At 33.8% G+C, this 17,871-nt stretch carries 21 protein-coding genes; 9 read left to right on the top strand and 12 right to left on the bottom strand.

The features are described from left to right. Positions 1–89: 89 nt before the first annotated feature. Complete coding sequence (locus H5V42_RS00675) at positions 90–542, bottom strand: methyltransferase family protein (RefSeq protein ID WP_185781189.1); 453 nt, start codon at positions 540–542, stop codon at positions 90–92. Between the two features lie 34 nt (positions 543–576). Here H5V42_RS00675 and H5V42_RS00670 point away from each other — a divergent pair, with 34 nt between their 5' ends. The 5 genes from H5V42_RS00670 (at position 577) to H5V42_RS00650 (ending at position 6,008) form a co-directional block, all read left to right on the top strand. Then, positions 577–1,167: a non-canonical purine NTP diphosphatase gene (locus tag H5V42_RS00670; RefSeq protein ID WP_185781188.1), complete on the top strand. Its 591-nt coding sequence runs from the start codon at positions 577–579 to the stop codon at positions 1,165–1,167. 114 nt (positions 1,168–1,281) lie between these two features. Continuing rightward, positions 1,282–3,018, top strand: coding sequence for a DEAD/DEAH box helicase (locus H5V42_RS00665; protein ID WP_185781187.1), 1,737 nt, complete (start codon positions 1,282–1,284; stop codon positions 3,016–3,018). 75 nt (positions 3,019–3,093) lie between these two features. Continuing rightward, on the top strand, positions 3,094–3,876 hold the full coding sequence (locus H5V42_RS00660) for a carboxypeptidase-like regulatory domain-containing protein (protein ID WP_185781186.1): 783 nt from the start codon (positions 3,094–3,096) through the stop codon (positions 3,874–3,876). A gap of 53 nt (positions 3,877–3,929) precedes the next feature. Continuing rightward, on the top strand, positions 3,930–5,621 hold the full coding sequence (locus H5V42_RS00655) for an alpha-amylase family glycosyl hydrolase (RefSeq protein WP_185781185.1): 1,692 nt from the start codon (positions 3,930–3,932) through the stop codon (positions 5,619–5,621). Positions 5,622–5,669: 48 nt separating this feature from the next. Next, positions 5,670–6,008 (top strand): heavy metal-binding domain-containing protein, encoded by a 339-nt coding sequence (locus H5V42_RS00650; protein WP_185781184.1) that lies wholly within the window; start codon positions 5,670–5,672, stop codon positions 6,006–6,008. Positions 6,009–6,039: 31 nt separating this feature from the next. Here H5V42_RS00650 and H5V42_RS00645 read toward each other — a convergent pair whose 3' ends face one another. Then, entirely contained in the window at positions 6,040–6,561 is a 522-nt protein-coding gene (locus H5V42_RS00645) for an SRPBCC family protein (RefSeq protein WP_185781183.1), read from the bottom strand. 43 nt (positions 6,562–6,604) lie between these two features. Beyond that, the gene (locus H5V42_RS00640) at positions 6,605–7,258 is read right to left on the bottom strand and encodes a TrmH family RNA methyltransferase (RefSeq protein ID WP_185781182.1); all 654 of its coding nucleotides are present in this window, start codon (positions 7,256–7,258) and stop codon (positions 6,605–6,607) included. A gap of 60 nt (positions 7,259–7,318) precedes the next feature. Here H5V42_RS00640 and H5V42_RS00635 point away from each other — a divergent pair, with 60 nt between their 5' ends. Next, on the top strand, positions 7,319–8,005 hold the full coding sequence (locus tag H5V42_RS00635; protein ID WP_185781181.1) for an SIR2 family NAD-dependent protein deacylase: 687 nt from the start codon (positions 7,319–7,321) through the stop codon (positions 8,003–8,005). Here H5V42_RS00635 and H5V42_RS00630 read toward each other — a convergent pair. Then, the gene (locus H5V42_RS00630) at positions 7,995–8,450 is read right to left on the bottom strand and encodes a heme-binding domain-containing protein (RefSeq protein WP_185781180.1); all 456 of its coding nucleotides are present in this window, start codon (positions 8,448–8,450) and stop codon (positions 7,995–7,997) included. The genes H5V42_RS00635 and H5V42_RS00630 overlap by 11 nt on opposite strands. A 35-nt stretch (positions 8,451–8,485) precedes the next feature. On the opposite strand from H5V42_RS00630, the gene H5V42_RS00625 reads away from it, so the two are divergent. Together H5V42_RS00625 and purB are read left to right on the top strand one after the other, a co-directional pair. Then, entirely contained in the window at positions 8,486–9,058 is a 573-nt protein-coding gene (locus tag H5V42_RS00625; RefSeq protein WP_185781179.1) for an adenylosuccinate lyase, read from the top strand. Between the two features lie 32 nt (positions 9,059–9,090). Then, entirely contained in the window at positions 9,091–10,434 is a 1,344-nt protein-coding gene (gene purB, locus H5V42_RS00620) for an adenylosuccinate lyase (protein WP_185781178.1), read from the top strand. Between the two features lie 226 nt (positions 10,435–10,660). Here purB and H5V42_RS00615 read toward each other — a convergent pair whose 3' ends face one another. The 6 genes from H5V42_RS00615 to H5V42_RS00590 form a co-directional block, all read right to left on the bottom strand. Then, a complete protein-coding gene (locus H5V42_RS00615) occupies positions 10,661–11,470 on the bottom strand; it encodes a mechanosensitive ion channel family protein (RefSeq protein ID WP_185781177.1) in 810 nt (269 codons plus the stop codon). A gap of 136 nt (positions 11,471–11,606) precedes the next feature. After that, a complete protein-coding gene (locus tag H5V42_RS00610; protein ID WP_185781176.1) occupies positions 11,607–12,146 on the bottom strand; it encodes a DUF4252 domain-containing protein in 540 nt (179 codons plus the stop codon). Positions 12,147–12,167: 21 nt separating this feature from the next. Continuing rightward, positions 12,168–12,701, bottom strand: a complete 534-nt coding sequence (locus H5V42_RS00605) for a DUF4252 domain-containing protein (RefSeq protein ID WP_185781175.1) — start codon at positions 12,699–12,701, stop codon at positions 12,168–12,170. Between the two features lie 77 nt (positions 12,702–12,778). Continuing rightward, complete coding sequence (locus tag H5V42_RS00600) at positions 12,779–13,318, bottom strand: DUF4252 domain-containing protein (RefSeq protein WP_185781174.1); 540 nt, start codon at positions 13,316–13,318, stop codon at positions 12,779–12,781. Positions 13,319–13,327: 9 nt separating this feature from the next. Then, a complete protein-coding gene (locus H5V42_RS00595) occupies positions 13,328–13,753 on the bottom strand; it encodes a hypothetical protein (RefSeq protein WP_185781173.1) in 426 nt (141 codons plus the stop codon). After that, positions 13,740–14,249: an RNA polymerase sigma factor gene (locus tag H5V42_RS00590; RefSeq protein ID WP_185781172.1), complete on the bottom strand. Its 510-nt coding sequence runs from the start codon at positions 14,247–14,249 to the stop codon at positions 13,740–13,742. Before H5V42_RS00590 ends, H5V42_RS00595 begins: the two co-directional genes overlap by 14 nt. 191 nt (positions 14,250–14,440) lie before the next feature. On the opposite strand from H5V42_RS00590, the gene H5V42_RS00585 reads away from it, so the two are divergent. Then, complete coding sequence (locus tag H5V42_RS00585; protein WP_185781171.1) at positions 14,441–15,919, top strand: S41 family peptidase; 1,479 nt, start codon at positions 14,441–14,443, stop codon at positions 15,917–15,919. Between the two features lie 34 nt (positions 15,920–15,953). Here H5V42_RS00585 and H5V42_RS00580 read toward each other — a convergent pair whose 3' ends face one another. Continuing rightward, positions 15,954–16,442 carry a PAS domain-containing protein gene (locus tag H5V42_RS00580; protein WP_185781170.1) on the bottom strand — a complete coding sequence of 163 codons (489 nt, stop codon included), beginning with the start codon at positions 16,440–16,442 and terminating at the stop codon, positions 15,954–15,956. Positions 16,443–16,451: 9 nt separating this feature from the next. After that, positions 16,452–17,870 carry a DUF5074 domain-containing protein gene (locus tag H5V42_RS00575; RefSeq protein ID WP_185781169.1) on the bottom strand — a complete coding sequence of 473 codons (1,419 nt, stop codon included), beginning with the start codon at positions 17,868–17,870 and terminating at the stop codon, positions 16,452–16,454. Position 17,871: the final 1 nt, after the last annotated feature.

Here is a 17,871-nt window from a genome sequence, read left to right as displayed (position 1 = left end):
GCTCACAATTTTGATGATTTCCGTTAAAAATATGTAGTAAAAGCCTAGATTTTTTACTAAAATGATAATCTCATTTTTAAAAACTAATCTTAAAACCATCTTCTCACAGCTTTTTTATATAATCTAAATTCTTTTCCAAACTTTTTTTCTAATAGTACTTCTTCAGGTAGAATTTGAAAGTGATTCATAAAATAAACAAATGCAGCAGCTAATATGGTATTAAAAGCGTTTTGTAATTGTAAACCTATTGCGATAAGAACTAGAAGCAATGCTAAGTACATTGGATTTCGAGAAAATTTGTACAAACCTGTAATTACCATTTTGTTAGCTTTATCAATATTTATAGGATCTACAGTGGTTTTGTTTTTTAAGAATTGAAGCACAGCTATACTTCCTAAAAGTACTCCAGCTCCACCTAAAATATAGGATAGAACTACCCTTCCAAAAAAATCAAACTGACCTACAGGTAAATATTTGGCTAACAAAAACATTAAAACCGAAAAAATTAGGAACACAACTACTGGTGGAATTTTAATTTTCATATAAACAAGTGCTATTTTCGTTTCAAACAAAGCTATGAAACTCGTTTTTGCTACGCATAATAAGAATAAGTTTAAAGAAGTAAGTGCCTTACTTTCGTCAAAATTTGAACTTCTTTCATTAACCGATATTAAATGCTTTGATGAAATTCCGGAAACAGGAACCACTTTACAAGAAAACGCCAAGCTAAAAACTGATTTTGTTAAAAAGAATTTCAACTTAGATTGCTTTTCAGATGATACCGGTCTTTTGGTTGATGCCTTAAATGGTGAGCCAGGTGTTTATTCTGCAAGATATGCTGGTGAAGATAAAAGTGATGAAGCCAACATAACTAAATTGCTTGCTAGTCTTGAACTGAATCCAAATCGAAATGCTCATTTTAAAACAGTAGTTTCTTTAAATATAAACAACCAGCAATACTACTTTAAAGGTATTGTTGAAGGTGTTATAACTACTAAGAAATCTGGTTCAAAAGGGTTTGGATACGACCCTATTTTTATACCAAATGGGTACAATAAAACTTTTGCTGAGTTGGCTTTATCGGTGAAAAATTCGATAAGTCATAGAGGGCAAGCAATTGCCAAACTTGTTGAATTTTTAAATACTAGCTCTTATACTAATAATTAAGTGTACCTTTGCGCCTTATTAATGCCGCCAGGATGGGCAAGGTGTTGTTGAGGGCTTTGGTTAAATAAAATTCGCTCGGTACAACACAACCTATTAGCGATTTTATTTTAACTTATGACATTTAATGAATTAGGATTGCAGCAGTCCTTACTTGATGCTGTGAATGATTTAGGCTTTGAAACACCTTCAGAAGTACAAGAAAAAGCCATTCCAATTTTACTTTCAAAAGAATCTGACTTTGTTGCCTTAGCGCAAACAGGTACTGGTAAAACCGCAGCTTTTGGTTTCCCCTTAATTCAAAAGATTGATACCCAAAGTAGAACTACTCAAGCTTTAATTCTTTCTCCTACCAGAGAGCTTTGTTTGCAGATTGCGAATGAAATGCAATTGTATTCTAAATATGAAAAAGGATTAAATATTGTAGCCATCTACGGTGGTGCAAGTATTACTGATCAGGCTAAACAAATTAAAAGAGGTGCCCAAATTGTAGTAGCTACTCCTGGTCGTATGAAAGATATGATTAGACGTAGAATGGTTGATATTACCAAAATTGATTATTGTGTTTTAGATGAAGCTGATGAAATGCTAAACATGGGCTTTTTTGAAGATATCAAAGATATTTTATCAAATACGCCCAAAGAAAAATCCACTTGGTTATTCTCGGCAACCATGCCTAAAGAGGTTTCCACCATTGCTAAAAAATTCATGCACAAACCCATTGAAATTACGGTAGGTGCTAAAAATGCTGGGGCTTCTACGGTTCAGCATGAATATTATGTGGTTGGCGGTAGAGATAGATATGCAGCCTTAAAACGCTTAGCAGATGCTAACCCTGGTATTTTCTCTGTAGTATTCTGTAGAACCAAAAGAGATACCCAAAAAATTGCTGAGAAGCTTATCGAAGATGGTTATAACGCTGGAGCATTACATGGCGATTTAAGCCAGAATCAACGTGACTTGGCAATGAATGCGTTTAGAAAAAAACAAATTCAAATGTTAGTAGCTACAGACGTAGCAGCACGTGGTATCGATGTTGATGATATAACACATGTTATTAATTATCAATTGCCAGATGAAATTGAAACGTACACTCACCGTAGTGGAAGAACGGGTAGAGCAGGAAAATCTGGCGTTTCTATGGTAATAGTAACACGTAGTGAGCTTCGAAAAATCAAAACCATTGAACGTATAATTAAGCAAGATTTCATAGAAAAACAGATTCCTTCTGGAATAGAAATCTGTGAAATTCAGTTATATCATCTTGCTAATAACATTAAAGAAACTACAATCAACGATGAGATTGAAGGTTATTTACCTGCCATTGGTGATGTATTGGAAGGTATAGACCGAGAAGAACTCATTAAAAAAGTATTCTCAGTAGAGTTTACAAGATTCTTTAACTACTACAATAAAGCCAAAGACCTGAACTCTGTTTCATCTAGAGAAGGCAATTCTAAAGGTGAAGTACCTTCAGAAGGTTCGGTTAGATACTTTATAAATGTAGGAGAAAGAGATGGTTATGATTGGATGACACTTAAAGACTTTTTAAGGGATACTTTAAAACTAGAAAAAGACGATATTTTTAGGGTAGATACTAAAGATTCTTTTTCATTCTTTAATACAGATGCCTCTTTTACACCATTGGTATTAGAAACTTTTACAGAGTTCAAGGTTAACGGTAGGTTTGTTAATGTTGAAGTTTCTAATAGTCCTGAAAAAAGAAATCGTAAAAAACGAAAAGGTGGTAGATCAAACTATGGATCAAGAGGTAGGTCTAATGATGGTTCTAGAGGCGGTAAAAAAGACTTTTCTAAAAAAGGAAGAAGCAATAGACGTAAAGGTTTTCATTAGTTAATGCCTTGCTAAAAAATTTGCATAGCTACTTAATATTTGTTGTTTTGTAACTTTAGTGCTACAACTAGATTCATGAAAAAATTCTTTTTGCTGTATCTCCTATTGCTAAGTGTTGTTATTTCTGCACAAGAAGAGGAGAATCCAATTTTACAAGAACTTACTGCAACGGTGATTAATGCACAAACAGATTTTCCCCTGCAGAGTGTTCATGTTATCAATTTAAATCAAGTAATTGGAACCATTACAGACCAAAAAGGTAACTTTTCTATACAAGCTGCTGTAAATGACACCTTATACCTTACTTACTTAGGTTTTAAGGCTCAGAAAGTAAGGGTTACTAATGATATGTTTTCAATTGCAGACACTAAAATTGCACTTACAGAATTAGCTTTTGCTCTAGAAGAAGTTGTGGTTACCCCTTATCAGCTAACAGGTTATTTAGAAATAGATGTTAAAAATTTACCGGTAAATAACGCTTATCAATACAGTATTTCTGGCCTAAATAAGAGTTATGAAGCAGGTAGTAAGAATCCTAGTGCTGTAACAAAAGTGCTTGGAGCTATTTTAAATCCTGCTGATTTGTTACGCAATTTGTTTGGTAAAAAACCCAAACAAATGCGTAAACTTCAAAAGATAAAGCAAGACGATAATATTAGAGACTTACTGGCCTCTAAATTTGATAGAGCTACTTTAACAGAATTACTTCAATTAGAAAAAGTTGATATTGAGGATATTTTAAATAACTGTAATTATTCTAAGTCTTTTATTCAAACCGCGAATGACCTTCAAATATTAGACGCTATAAGTAGTTGCTATGAAGACTACAAAGCTGTAAATAAAGGTAACGGCTCTTAAATAAATTTTTTCATTACACTTTCATTTTTTAGTTTTAGGCAAAATACCTGTTTATGCGCAAAATACTAATTGCCATGATGCTTTTTTCCCTTTTCTTTTCCTGTAAAAATGAAAAAAAGGAGATTAAAAATTCTGAAAAGCCTATTGCAAAAGTGACCTCAGAAGATTCTGCCAAGAACCCATTCTATTGGGAAGGTGCAAATATTTATTTTCTTTTAACAGATAGATTTAACAACGGTAACCCAAACAAAGATGTTAACTATTCTAGAACAGACTCTACTGCGGTACTGAGAGGTTTTGAAGGAGGTGATATTGCTGGTATAACTCAAAAAGTTAATCAAGGCTATTTTAACGACTTAGGTGTTAATGCCATTTGGTTGACACCCATTGTTGAACAAATACATGGCGCAACTAATGAAGGCACTGGTAACACTTATGGTTATCACGGCTATTGGGCAAAAGATTGGACAGCTATTGACCCTAATTTTGGAACCAAGGAAGATTTTAAAGAGTTAGTAAAAAGTGCACATGATAAGGGTATACGTATTGTATTAGATGTAGTATTAAACCATACAGGTCCAGTAACAGCTATTGACCCTGTTTGGCCAGCTGAGTGGGTTAGAACAGAGCCCGCTTGTGAATTTACTACCTATGAAAACACTACTGCTTGTACGTTAGTTAAAAACTTACCAGACATTTTAACAGAATCTAACCAAGCAGTAGAACTACCAGATGCCTTACTCGCTAAATGGAAAAAAGAAGGGCGTTTAAGCCAAGAGTTAGACGAATTACAACGCTTTTTTGACCGTACAGGTTACCCAAGAGCTCCGAGATTCTACATTATTAAGTGGCTAACAGATTATATTCACGAATTTGGTGTAGATGGTTTTAGAGTAGATACAGTAAAACACGTGAATGAAAATGCTTGGTCAGATTTACGAACCGAAGCTGATTACGCATTTGAGATTTGGAAGAAAAAAAATCCTTCAGAAATATTAGATGACAAACCATTTTATATGGTTGGCGAAGTTTATAATTACGGAATTTCTAATGGTAGATTTTTTGATTTTGGTGATAAAAAAGTCGATTACTACAATTATGGTTTTGACGGACTTATAAATTTTGAATTAAAGACTGATGCCAATAAAACCTACGAAGAGGTTTTTAGAAAATATAGTTTTCTGTTAGGTTCCAAATTATACGGTAAAAATGTATTGAATTATATGTCTTCGCATGACGATGGTCAACCTTTTGACCCTCAGCGTACAAAATTTAAAAAAACAGCTAACTTTCTACTACTTACACCCGGAGCATCTCAAATCTATTACGGAGATGAAACGTTACGACCGCTAGTGGTTGAAGGTGCCGAAGGAGATGCTAACCTAAGGTCGACTATGAACTGGGAGGCTTTAGATTCTGTATCTACCATTAAAACTGCTCACAAGCACTGGCAAAAATTAGGTCAATTCAGGGCAAAACACCCTGCTGTTGGTGCCGGTATACACAAAAAATTAGCTAATACCCCTTATGTTTTCTCTAGAACTTTTACAGATGGTGAGTTTAGAGATAAGATTGTAATTGGTTTAGATTTACCTAAAGGAAAAAAATCGCTTTGGGTTAAAGGATTTTTTGGTGACGGCACTACGTTGTATGATACCTATTCTAATACCGAGGTAGTTGTTAAAAACGGAAGAGTTGCACTAGATAATGAATTTGATACAGCACTTTTAGAACTTAAAGAATAATTAATGAAAAATTTAAAACTAATTTTTGGGGTCATATTTTGTATTGCTTTGCTTAATACATCTTGCAACTCTACTGCAAAAAAGGAAGAACAAAATAACGAGTCCAATTCAACGAATGTAACAGCTACTACCAGTACAGTAGATTCAGAAGTAACCAATGAGAAGGAACTCGCCTACAGCTGTCCTATGGATTGTGAAGATGGCAAAACCTATGCAAAAGAAGGTAAATGTCCTGTTTGCAAAATGGATTTAGCCTTGCATGACTCTAAAACTGATGATGAGCATAAAGAAAAATTATGCCAGTGTAAAGAAGGAGAATGTAAATGCGTAGAGGGGGAATGTAAATGTGGAACCCCAGGATACGACCACTTCGGAAATAAAATTTAATAAAAAAGCCTGCTCAAATGAGCAGGCTTTTTTATGCTTCAAGTTGTGCTTTTAAATCGCTGAGTCCTTCTTCAAAATCTTTTCCTATCATTTTATCCATACTCATAAAAAGCATCATAATACTCATAGGAAATTTATTGTTTCCTTTAAATCCCCAAACAACTTCAGTACCCCCATTTACTTCATCCACGTAAAAAAATGCGTCAGAAGTAGACTTAAATGGTTTTAAAAAACGTAATTCAGTTTCAATACGTTCGCCTTCAACAATCTTTGTTATTTCTTGCTCGCCCTCTCCTACTTCTTTATTACCATTCCAATAACTTGTAGCGCCTACTTCACCATCAATACCGGTGAACTTCTTTTTCATATTAGGGTCTCTTTTACCCCATGGTGACCAGGTATCTTGATTTTTGAGTGATTTTAAATAGGAGAAAACTTCGTCTTTTGGCTTGTTTATAACAATAGAACGAGAAACTTCATAAGTCTTAGGTGCAATAATTCCTAGAATAATTATTAACCCTAAAATTGCGAGAATAATGTATAGAAAAATCATTTTAATTGGTTGGTTTTGAGTTCATTTAAATGTACAAAAAAGATTAATCGGCTAAATATCTTTTGATAATACCATCTACATCTTTAATCGATTTTTTTGTCCAATCCATCCTAATATGTAATTCTTCTTCTTTGGTTAGCTGCCATGGTAACTTACTGTTTCGTAGCTTGTTGGCTAAATGCCGTAGCGTTAAAGCTACAGAAACAGAGATGTTTAAACTTTCTGAAAAACCAACCATAGGTATGTATAAGCTACTATCTGAAGCTTCCAAAACTTCTTTACTAAGGCCTTTCCACTCTGTTCCAAAAAATAAAGCAGTTTTTCCGCTGAATTCAAAATTATCAATAGTTACAGATTGGTCATGCGGGGTTGTGGCTACTATTTGATAGCCCTGCCGCTTTAATTCATGCAAGCAATCAAGATTAGAATTGTATCTATTTACATCTACCCATTGTTGGGCACCCATGGCTATATTTTTATCTAAACGCTGACCAAATCGTTCTTCAACTACATGTAAAGATTGTATGCCAAAAGCATCACAACTACGAACCACTGCACTGGTATTATGTAGTTGAAATACATCTTCTAAAGCAACAGTAAGGTAATTTGTTCGGTTAGCCAAAACTTCTAAAAAACGTGCTTTGCGCTCAGGAGTAAGAAATTCTTCTAAATATGTAAAAAGCTCATTGTTAAACATGGCTAGTAAGATAAGTAAAATGCTATTTTTGATACAAATGCTATTAGAATTCTTCTAATTATGAAAAAAATTAGCGTGCTAACGGGTGCTGGAATGAGTGCCGAAAGCGGATTAAAAACCTTTAGAGATGAAAATGGTCTTTGGGAGGGCCATGATGTAATGCAAGTTGCTTCTCCTCAAGGTTTTGCTCGTGACCCTGAACTTGTTTTGGAATTTTACAACCAACGTAGAAGACAATTACTAGAGGTTAAACCCAATGATGGCCATAAAGCATTACTACAATTAGAAGAAAAATTTCATGTGGATATTATTACCCAAAACGTAGACAATTTACATGAACAAGCGGGTAGTTCTAATGTACTTCATTTGCATGGTGAATTGTTTAAAGTTCGTAGTACCAAAAATGAAAACCTGATTTTAGATTGGAAAAAAGATTTGAATCTAGGAGATACTGATGAAGAGGGAAACCAGTTACGCCCGCATATTGTATGGTTTGGAGAAATGGTTCCTATGCTAGAACCAGCTATTGAAATAACGTTACAAGCAGATATTTTAATTATTATTGGTACGTCTATGCAAGTGTACCCAGCTTCTAGTCTAGTGAACTATGTACAACCGGGAACGCCAATTTATTTTATTGACCCAAAACCAACAGTCAATAAAAATGATTTTACTAGCCTAGAAATTATCGCAGAAACTGCTGCTGTAGGAAGCCCAAAACTGGTAGAAAAATTACTTAATAATTAGCTCTAGCGGCTTTTGCCCAAATAACTAAAGTTTCTACTTGTTCTTTTGAAAGTTGAGCATCTTTATGGGTATATGTATACTCTTTTAAAGGCATTTTACCTTCTTCCACCTCTTCTATTATCTCTTCTAATTTATGGTCCTTTTTCTTTATTGAATAATTCGTCCATTCTGAAAAATTCAACTCTTCTTTACCATGCTCAATATGGTCTTGAATCCAAAATGATAAAGGTGCAATTGACCCGTACCACGGATAGTCTGTATGGGCAGAATGACAATCGTAGCAAGTGCTTTTTAAAATTACTTCAACTTCTTTTGTCACCATTGTTTCTGACTCAAAAGCTGATACATAATTAACATCTTCAGAAATATTCTTTTCAGGATTAAAAAATTGAATGATAATAATACCAATCAAAAGCAGTAATCCTACAATTTTAAGTATTTTCATTTTTAGAACAGATTAGAAACTAAAAATAGTCTTTTATGACTAAACAAGAGTTCTCAAAACACCTAAGTCAAGGTAGAATTTTTATGAATGAACGAGACCGGCTGGTAACCGTTGTTCTTAATAATCCTAACTTAACTTGCCATCTTTTAGATTTGGTTTTAGCTGAAGATAAAACTGAATATTGGCATTGTAGCTGGGTCTTTGATAATGTTATGAGAAAAAACCTTATTCTACTGCTACCCTGTTTAGATACCTTTAGTAACAACTTAAAAAGCCTAACCTCAGAATCGGTTTTGCGGCCAATGGCTCATATTTGCGAACTGTTGACGCTTGGGTATTTTAAACATAAAAACCCTGAACTTAGAGCTCATCTTACCAATAATCATTTAGAAAAAATTACCGAAAGTTGTTTTGATTGGCTAATTGGCAATCATAAGGTAGCAACAAAAGTTTTTGCCATGACAAGTTTATTTTATTTGGGGGAAAAATATGACTGGATTAGACCTGAATTAAAATCGGTTTTAGAACAGCAAATTCATGATGGCTCAGCTGGTTTTAAAAGTAGAGGTTCAAAAACCTTAGAAAAGCTAAAAAAGTTAGGGTATTGACTATCTTTGCAACTTTCCGAAAATAAAGACCAATGTTACTAACTACACTTAACGCAATTTCACCTATTGATGGCCGCTACCGCTCAAAAACTGAAAGCCTAGGAAAATACTTTTCTGAAGAAGCTTTAATAAAATATAGAGTTCAGGTAGAGATTGAATATTTTATCTCATTATGTGAGTTACCCCTGCCGCAACTAGAAAGTTTTGAAGCTAAATATTTTGATAGCTTACGAGACATTTATCTAAATTTTTCTAGTGATGACGCTCAAGAAATAAAAGAGATAGAAAAAACTACCAACCATGATGTTAAGGCTGTTGAATATTTTATCAAAAGTAAATTTGACGAGTTAAAGCTCGAAGAATATAAGGAGTTTATTCATTTTGGATTAACATCACAAGACATTAACAACACCGCGATTCCTTTAAGTTTAAAGGAAGCCATGAATGATGTTTATGTACCGGTATATTTTAAACTTTTTGAACGTTTAAAAGGTTTGGCTTTAGAATGGAAAAAAGTACCCATGTTGGCTAGAACACATGGGCAACCTGCATCACCTACTCGATTAGGAAAAGAAATTGAAGTCTTTGTAGAGCGTCTTAAGCAACAATTTGATTTATTGAATGATATACCTTCTGCTGCAAAATTTGGTGGTGCTACAGGCAATTATAATGCGCATTTTGTGGCATACCCAGATGTAGATTGGAGAACTTTTGGTAAACAATTTGTTCAAGAAAAACTAGGTTTACACCACTCCTTTCCTACAACTCAAATTGAGCACTACGACCACATGGCTGCGCTATTTGATGGATTAAAAAGAATTAACACCATTTTCATAGACTTAAATAGAGATTTTTGGACATACATCTCTATGGATTACTTTAAACAGAAAATTAAAGAAGGAGAAGTAGGCTCTTCAGCTATGCCGCATAAAGTAAATCCTATTGATTTTGAAAATTCTGAAGGAAATTTAGGTATTGCCAATGCCATTTTTGAACACTTATCTTCTAAGTTACCTGTTTCGCGTTTGCAAAGAGATTTAACAGATAGTACTGTTTTACGAAATGTTGGTGTACCATTTGCACACACCCTAATTGCTTTTAAATCTACCTTAAAAGGATTAGACAAGTTAGTTTTGAATCAGGTTAAATTTGATGCCGACCTTGAGGCTAATTGGGCTGTAGTGGCTGAAGCCATTCAAACTATTTTACGTAGAGAAGCGTATCCAAATCCGTATGAAGCCTTAAAAGGTCTTACACGTACAAACACAAAAATAACTAAACAAACTATAGCTGATTTTATTGAAACTCTTGATGTATCCAATGCTATAAAAGAAGAATTAAAACAAATTACACCAGCTAATTACACTGGAATTTAGATTTGTTTTGAGGTTTTTGCAGACTTTTCTAAGCATTCTTATTGTACTTTGTTTTGTTTAGGGTTGCTTTTCAAAACATTGCACTGGCAATTTGGAGAGTATATAAATGGTCGAATCTTATTAATAATAGGAAGCGTTTTATTTTTGTTAATACTGCTTACTAATACTAAAAAAAGCCCTAAGTTTTACCTTAGGGCTAGTTGTACTAAATCAAAACTAAATAATCTTATTTTTCTACCTGAACTTCGTGTGGGTAAGGTATTTCTATACCAGCTTCGTCTAGAGCCAGTTTACAACCTTCGTAAGTAGCAAAGTACACGTCCCAGTAATCTTCTGGCTTACAAAATGGTCTTACCGCAAAGTTCACAGAACTATCTGCTAATTCTAAAACGTTCACAGAAGGTGCTGGGTCTTTTAAAACTTTCTCTTGAGAGGTTAAAACGTTCATTAAAACTTCCTTAGTTTTCTTAATATCTTCTTCATAAGCAACACCTATAACAGTATCTACACGTATCTTACCTTCAGCAGTATAGTTAACTATATTACCGTTTGCCATAGCACCATTAGGTACAATTGCTAATTTATTTTCTGGAGTTATAAGTTTTGTAGTAAAAATTTCAATTTCTTTTACAGCTCCTAAAACACCTTGTGCTTCAATTAAATCACCAATTTTGTACGGTTTAAAAATCATGATTAACACGCCTCCTGCAAAATTAGACAAAGACCCTTGTAGCGCTAACCCAACTGCTAAACCAGCCGCTGCTAAAATTGCAGCAAAACTTGTAGTCTCTACACCTAATTTGCCAATTACAGCTAAAATCAATAGTATTTTAAGTGCCCAAGAAATTAAGTTTAAAAGAAAGCGTTGTAACGACTCGTCGTAGTTACTCTTGCTCATTACTTTTTTCGCCAACTTCACAATTCTTTTGATAATCCAAGAACCAATGATGTAGATGAGAATTGCACCAAGCACTTTAGGGCCATATTCTGTTATGAATTCAATGCCTTTGTCAATCCATTTTTCTGCGTTTTCCATAAGTATTCTGTTTTTAGGTTTTTATTTTAGTTGTTTACGTTATTTATGAAACACAAAATAGGAATAAGTCACTTTTTAGCATAAAAAATCCCGTTACGATTAGGTAACGGGATAATTATTTAAAGTTTGAACTATGTTAGCCTTTTAAAAGCTGACCTATTTCTTCTAAGCCTTCGCCCTTATAATCAGACTGTTCTAAAGCCTGCATTAAATGCATAATATGTGCGGGATTCATATTCTTACCCAACACGCGAATTAGGGCAAAACCTTGGTCTTTATTATCTCCAAAAATGATAACCTCATCAATGGCATCGTCTTCTCCTAAATATTTTACAACACCTTTACCATAAGTAGAATTGATTTTCATTAATTCTACAAAGTCTTCATTTTTAAGAATTTCTCTAACCTTATTTCTTTCAACTTTATACTCATCTGCATTTTCTCCTGTTTTTCTAAACGCAAGTAAATTCAATTTTCGTAAAGATTCTACAGCGGTTTTTTGGTCGTTAGTAAGTTCTGCCTCTTCTAATTTTAAGATACTTGCAGGTACATCAACTATTAGAAAATTTGGATTTTCTTGATTGTCAACATAATACTCTTGCAAACTCTGTTGAGATGCACAAGAACTAAGTAAAACCAAAATACCTAATGCAAAAATTTTGGCTATATTTTTCATGTTATTCTAATTTATCTATAATTATTTCTTTGACTTTTCAGCCTGTTCTAATTCTTTAGGCAGGTTCATTTTGTTTACTAATGCACCTATCTTATCTAATTCTATTTTACCAGACATGGTAACTAAAACTGAGTTGAAATCATGACCATTGCTTTCATCACTCTTAACAAACATTAATAGTTCGTTTACAATTTCGTCATTCTTTGTGCTTTTTACATAAAAGTCTACTTTATTATCTTTTTCTTTCACCTGCATTAAAAGCTCCATATTAGACTTACGCAAATACTTTTTAACTGTACTAGCCATATCTTCTGAGGCGGAAGAATTAGCGGTCATAAAAACTTTGATTTCATCTATATTTTGGGCCATTTCTATAAATTCTTGAGCTTCCTTATCGTTGCTATCATTAGAGAACTTAGCCACCATACCTAATAAACTTTTATTTATGACAATAGAACCTACATGGTCTGAGTCTATGTATTTATCAAAGTCTGATTGTGCTGTTAGCGCAAATGGAAATACCACTGCTACTATTAAAATGATTATTTTTTTCATGATTGATGATTTAATTGTTTTTGATTGATTTTTAAATAGAACGGTTAAGTAAATACCTAACCGTTCTTCGTACTATATTATCCTTTTTTACCTGCTTCATTTAATTCTTCTGGCAGATTCATTTTTTTAGTAAGGGAACTAATTTTGTTTAAGTCAATGTTACCTGTTAAGGTTAGTAAGACGGTTTCTACGTTTCTGTCGTCTATTTTTACCTTGTTAATATCTGTCATAAACATTAACAACTCGCTTACATGGTCACTATCTCTACCCTCTTTAATGTAGAACTTTACATTAGCGTCTTTATCTTTTATACGCATTAACTCTGTAAGTTTAGTGGAACCCAAGTATTTGTCTACAGTAGCTTTCATTTCTGCGCCAATCTTAGGGTCTTCTGTGGTAAATACTTTTAAACTACTTAGACTGGTGGCAATATCCATAAAGTCTTTAGCGTCTTTATCGTCAATGTCAACATCCATTTTAGCTAATAGCTCAAAAGCCTTTTGTGACACTACTACAGATGTAACCTCATCATATTCTTCGAACTTATCAAAGATTGATTGTGAAAAGCCAAAAAGTGGGGTTAAGGCTAAAACAAAGTATACTATTCTCTTTTTCATTGTTGTAAATTAATTTTCGTTATAAAGTTTTTGTTTTGCGATTTCCAATTCATTTAAGTAACCCATCTTTTGAGTACCCTTATTGAAATTTTCCGCTAAGAGGTTTAAAGCCTCTTTGGTTTCTTGGTAGGCAATCTCTGCCTGCCTTTGCTCCCAGTATTGATTACCGAAATAAATACCAAAGAATAAAATAGTTGCCGCTGCAATTGATAACCATCTAAAATTTAATTTTCTACTAGGTTTTAATGGTTCTTTTGTGGGGTAACTTTCTTCTTTAGCAATAGAAAAGTAGGTAAACATTGAACGGTATTGCTCTAAATGTGCTGCCACATCTTCTTGGGCAAAATACGCTCGTAGTTCTGATTCTTCGGCAACAGTTGTAGTTGCTTCAAAATACTTTTCTAATACGTTTTCTATGTACTTATGCGATGCCATAGTTATGTTTTTCTATTAATTTTTCTCTCACAGTTTTTCTAGCTCTTGATAATGTTACGCGAATGGCTGTTGGTTTCATACCTAACATTTCTGCAATTTCATCGTAATCATAATCTTCAATATCTCTAAGCTGTAACACCATTTTTTGTTGCTCTGGTAACTCATCCATTATTTTTTCAACCCAACTAACACTATCTCTGGTTTCTATGCTTCGTTGTATTGCCGAATTTTCATCTTTATAATTACTGTGAACTAATTTTAAATTACCTGCCTGTTTTGATTTTAATCGGTCTAGGCAAAAATTCTTTGTCATAGTCATTGCAAAGGCTTCAACACTTCTATATTTAGAAATAGAATCGCTTTTAGACCAAAGCTTCATAATTATCTCTTGCACTGCGTCTTCAGCTTCTTCTCTAGAAACCAAAAGCCGTTTGGCCATTCTATACAGTTTATCTCTAAACGGCATTACAAGATCTATAAACTCTTTTTGTTGCATTTTTTGATTGATTGATAAACGCTATATGTTGGTTTATATAAGGAAGACGATAAACTTCATATTTTGTTACAAGACTTTTTAATTTTATTTAGAATGTAAGTATTTTAGGGTTTTTTAAACTAAAGTTGTTAATTAGAAGATTCTAATTAAGACTTGGAACAGTTCTTGAATTCACTTTTTAAAATTACGCTATGAAAAAAAGTTTCTCCCTATTTTTATTAGGGTTATTGTTATTTGCATGTACTAATGATGATAATTCCGATGATATCACTACTGATGACAATCCTATTGCCACAACTGATGACGTAGAGGTACAAAGTTTTATGTGGCAAGCTATGAACCTATGGTACTTTTGGCAGCAAGATGTGCCAGATTTAGCCGACAACAGATTTTCTTCTGACCCAGAATTTACTGCCTTTTTAGCTGAAACTCCAGACCCTAATGATTTGATGGAGCGCTTATTGTTTAATGAAGATAGATTTACCTTTTGGAATGAAGATTATACTACGCTCGTTAATAACTTAAGTGGAATTTCTAAAAGTAATGGTCTAGAATTTGGCTTAGCACGTTATGGTGACGGTAATGCAATTTTTGGCTATGTTACGTATACTGTTCTAGGTTCTGATGCGGAAGCAAAACCAATTAGAAGAGGTAACTTATTTACTCGTGTAGATGGTATTTTACTGAATGATGTCAACTATATAGACCTACTATTTGGTGATAATGATACGTATACCTTAGGTTTAGCCCGTATTGAAAATAATACCATTGTAGAAACGGGTTCTGAAGTAACGCTTACCAAGCAAGAAAATTTAGTTGAAAACCCTATTCTACTTTCTAAAACCTTAGATGTAAATGGAATTAAAGTGGGTTATTTAGTATACAATGGCTTTACCAATGAATTTGATAGTCAATTAAATGATGTTTTTGGTGAGTTTGTTGCCGATGGAGTTACAGAGTTAGTATTAGACTTTAGATATAACCCTGGAGGTTCTGTAAACTCTTCTCGCTTATTGTCTAGTATGGTTTATGGTACTAACACTAACGACCTTTATATTAGGCAACGATGGAATGATAAGTTAATGCAGATTTTTGACCCAGAAAATTTAGAAGATTATTTTGCAAACACTGTTGGTGGTGCGCCATTAAATACATTAAATCTTTCTAAAGTTTACGTATTAACAACAGGTAGAACGGCTTCTGCCAGTGAGTTGGTAATAAATGGACTTACCCCATATGTTGATGTAGTTCAAATTGGTGGAGTAACAAGTGGAAAAAATGAATTTTCTATTACCATGGTTGATGATCCAGACCGTGAGGGTGCACCTTTTATTTATTCTGCTTCGAGAGAAAATCAAATAAATCCAAATAATAGTTGGGCTTTACAACCCTTGGTTGGTAGAAACGAAAATGCCGCAGGTTTTTCAGATTATACAAGTGGTTTAGTACCAGACATACCGTTAGAAGAAGATTTAGCAGACTTAGGCACATTAGGTGAGCCAGATGAGCCATTATTAGCTAGAGCATTGCAAGAAATTTCTGGTAGCGTATCTAAACAAAGTTTTGATGTATTAATGCCAGCAAAACCGTTTACCAGTTCAAAAATGTTTACGCCTTTAAAGGATAATATGTATCTAGATAAGGAGATTAAGTTAAACTTTAATAAATAAAACAAAAAGCCCGGTTAACTTAACCGGGCTTTTTTTATGCAGCCTTTAATTCTTTTTCAATAGCTAAATAACCTGAAAGTAAATCTTCACTATTGTAAAGCGGAACTATATGTATTTTACACAAGTATTGGTCTCCGTTTTTTTTGTAATTGAGAATGGTTTCCTCAATATAGTCGTTACCTCCTAATTGTTGTTTAATTGCTTTTCTTGTTTTTTTGGAAGTTTTCTCCCCTTGAAGAAAAGTTGGCTTTTTACCTAGCGCATAGGATTTTGGATAACCAGTCATCTCTGTAAACCCTTTACTCACCCATTCTATTTGCTGGGTTGGATTTGTGTACACCAAGGCATCGTATTGTTGCTCCTCTAAAAGGTTTAGAACATTTTGATTGAGATTGTATTCTAATAATGTATTTAGTTGCCTAATGTCGTAAGCTATTTTACTTTGTTGAATTAGTTTATCAAAATGAACTGCATATATATCCCAGCAATTTAATGGCATAACTATTCCTTTACTTTCTCTCATAATAGTAATTTAAAAATCAAACGCATCATTAAAGTAAACAGCTGCAGGTACAATATTCACCTCTAATGACGCTTCTAGTGTGTACGTAGATAAATCATAAACCTCTAATGAACCATTACTAGCAAAATCTTTTGCATCAACACCATATAATTTGCCATTATGTACCGTCATATCATAAAACGAAACACCCGTAAACTCTGGTGTTGTAGGCAATTGGGTTGCTGAAGTGGTCAATGTATAAACTGCCCCATCTAAAAGATAATATAGTTTATCACCATCAACGGATAGATAATTTGGATGCATGGTAGTTTCAAACGTAAGTGTTGACGTAACCGTATTATCTAGAGTATTTATAATATCTAATTGCCCCGATGTTTCATTCCCTGTCCATGCAGGATTTCCTCCAGACAACACAAATAGGTTCTCTTCAACTAAATGCATGGAGTTTGGCCTGTCCGCGACTGTTATAGTTGTTTCAACGGTGTTTGATGTAGCATCTATTACTGATATGATGTTGTTTTGATTAAAACCCCCTTGGTGGGCAACATAAATAGTATTGTCTGTAGAAACAATCCATTCAGGACCTTCGCTTACAGGTATTGTTGATTCCACAGTATAACTTTCTAGATTTAGAACCGCGATAAAATCATCATCAGAATTTGTACCATCTGCCCAATTAGTTACATAACCCTTACCATTGGCTATAGCCATGTATCTTGGATTCAGAAAGTCATCTTTAGATGGGCCGCCGATAGTAGCTATAGATTCAAATGTGTATCTGTTTACCACTTCTATTTTTTGTGAATTGTTAATTACAATAAAAGCTTTATCATCTAAGAAAGTGATACTCTGTGCGGTATCGCCAAGGGGTGCATCATTTACTTCCGAAAATATTGAATTGCTCACACTTGATAAATCATCGGTTACAAAAGAAACCGAAGCGTTTCCACCAAAGAAACTACCTTCATGAACTACAAAAATTCCGTTTTCATATGCAAAAGAATCGTTATCTGTAATAGTTATAGCAACACTTGTTGTGCCGGTTAAAAACTCTTGAGTACCCTGAGCTGAAAGCAAAGTTATTACAATATCTTCAGAAGTTTCAACCTCATCATCTTCTACTATAGTTAGGCTTTCTGTAATAGTTTTGGTACCTGCTGGGATTGTTATACTACCACTCAAAGATTCAAAATCTTCACCTGCTGTTGCCGAGCCAGATACTTCGTAAATTATTTCTAGAGCCTCTGTAAAAGTTTCAGAAGTAGTAAAAGTTACCGTAATGCTACCTGCGTCTTCAAGATAAGTGTTGGCGTCTACCGATATTTGAATAGTTGGGTTAAAATTGTTAACATCATCATCACTACTGCAAGAGCTTAAACTTAATCCTATAACTAAAGCTAATAACGCTACTATTTGGTTTAATTTCATT

It is taken from the genome of Croceivirga lutea (assembly GCF_014235875.1).
GTDB lineage: Bacteria > Bacteroidota > Bacteroidia > Flavobacteriales > Flavobacteriaceae > Croceivirga > Croceivirga lutea.
The sequence above is the reverse complement of the archived record's forward strand: the minus strand, read 5'-3'. Positions and strand labels throughout refer to the sequence as shown.

Excerpts from the sequence above, each read along its gene's own strand:
- H5V42_RS00675 (WP_185781189.1), bottom strand. The coding sequence starts at position 542 with ATGAAAATTAAAATTCCACCAGTAGTTGTGTTCCTAATTTTTTCGGTT.
- H5V42_RS00670 (WP_185781188.1), top strand. The coding sequence starts at position 577 with ATGAAACTCGTTTTTGCTACGCATAATAAGAATAAGTTTAAAGAAGTA.
- H5V42_RS00665 (WP_185781187.1), top strand. The coding sequence starts at position 1,282 with ATGACATTTAATGAATTAGGATTGCAGCAGTCCTTACTTGATGCTGTG.
- H5V42_RS00660 (WP_185781186.1), top strand. The coding sequence starts at position 3,094 with ATGAAAAAATTCTTTTTGCTGTATCTCCTATTGCTAAGTGTTGTTATT.
- H5V42_RS00655 (WP_185781185.1), top strand. The coding sequence starts at position 3,930 with ATGCGCAAAATACTAATTGCCATGATGCTTTTTTCCCTTTTCTTTTCC.
- H5V42_RS00645 (WP_185781183.1), bottom strand. The coding sequence starts at position 6,561 with ATGATTTTTCTATACATTATTCTCGCAATTTTAGGGTTAATAATTATT.
- H5V42_RS00640 (WP_185781182.1), bottom strand. The coding sequence starts at position 7,258 with ATGTTTAACAATGAGCTTTTTACATATTTAGAAGAATTTCTTACTCCT.
- H5V42_RS00635 (WP_185781181.1), top strand. The coding sequence starts at position 7,319 with ATGAAAAAAATTAGCGTGCTAACGGGTGCTGGAATGAGTGCCGAAAGC.
- H5V42_RS00630 (WP_185781180.1), bottom strand. The coding sequence starts at position 8,450 with ATGAAAATACTTAAAATTGTAGGATTACTGCTTTTGATTGGTATTATT.
- H5V42_RS00625 (WP_185781179.1), top strand. The coding sequence starts at position 8,486 with ATGACTAAACAAGAGTTCTCAAAACACCTAAGTCAAGGTAGAATTTTT.
- purB (WP_185781178.1), top strand. The coding sequence starts at position 9,091 with ATGTTACTAACTACACTTAACGCAATTTCACCTATTGATGGCCGCTAC.
- H5V42_RS00615 (WP_185781177.1), bottom strand. The coding sequence starts at position 11,470 with ATGGAAAACGCAGAAAAATGGATTGACAAAGGCATTGAATTCATAACA.
- H5V42_RS00610 (WP_185781176.1), bottom strand. The coding sequence starts at position 12,146 with ATGAAAAATATAGCCAAAATTTTTGCATTAGGTATTTTGGTTTTACTT.
- H5V42_RS00605 (WP_185781175.1), bottom strand. The coding sequence starts at position 12,701 with ATGAAAAAAATAATCATTTTAATAGTAGCAGTGGTATTTCCATTTGCG.
- H5V42_RS00600 (WP_185781174.1), bottom strand. The coding sequence starts at position 13,318 with ATGAAAAAGAGAATAGTATACTTTGTTTTAGCCTTAACCCCACTTTTT.
- H5V42_RS00595 (WP_185781173.1), bottom strand. The coding sequence starts at position 13,753 with ATGGCATCGCATAAGTACATAGAAAACGTATTAGAAAAGTATTTTGAA.
- H5V42_RS00590 (WP_185781172.1), bottom strand. The coding sequence starts at position 14,249 with ATGCAACAAAAAGAGTTTATAGATCTTGTAATGCCGTTTAGAGATAAA.
- H5V42_RS00585 (WP_185781171.1), top strand. The coding sequence starts at position 14,441 with ATGAAAAAAAGTTTCTCCCTATTTTTATTAGGGTTATTGTTATTTGCA.
- H5V42_RS00580 (WP_185781170.1), bottom strand. The coding sequence starts at position 16,442 with ATGAGAGAAAGTAAAGGAATAGTTATGCCATTAAATTGCTGGGATATA.
- H5V42_RS00575 (WP_185781169.1), bottom strand. The coding sequence starts at position 17,870 with ATGAAATTAAACCAAATAGTAGCGTTATTAGCTTTAGTTATAGGATTA.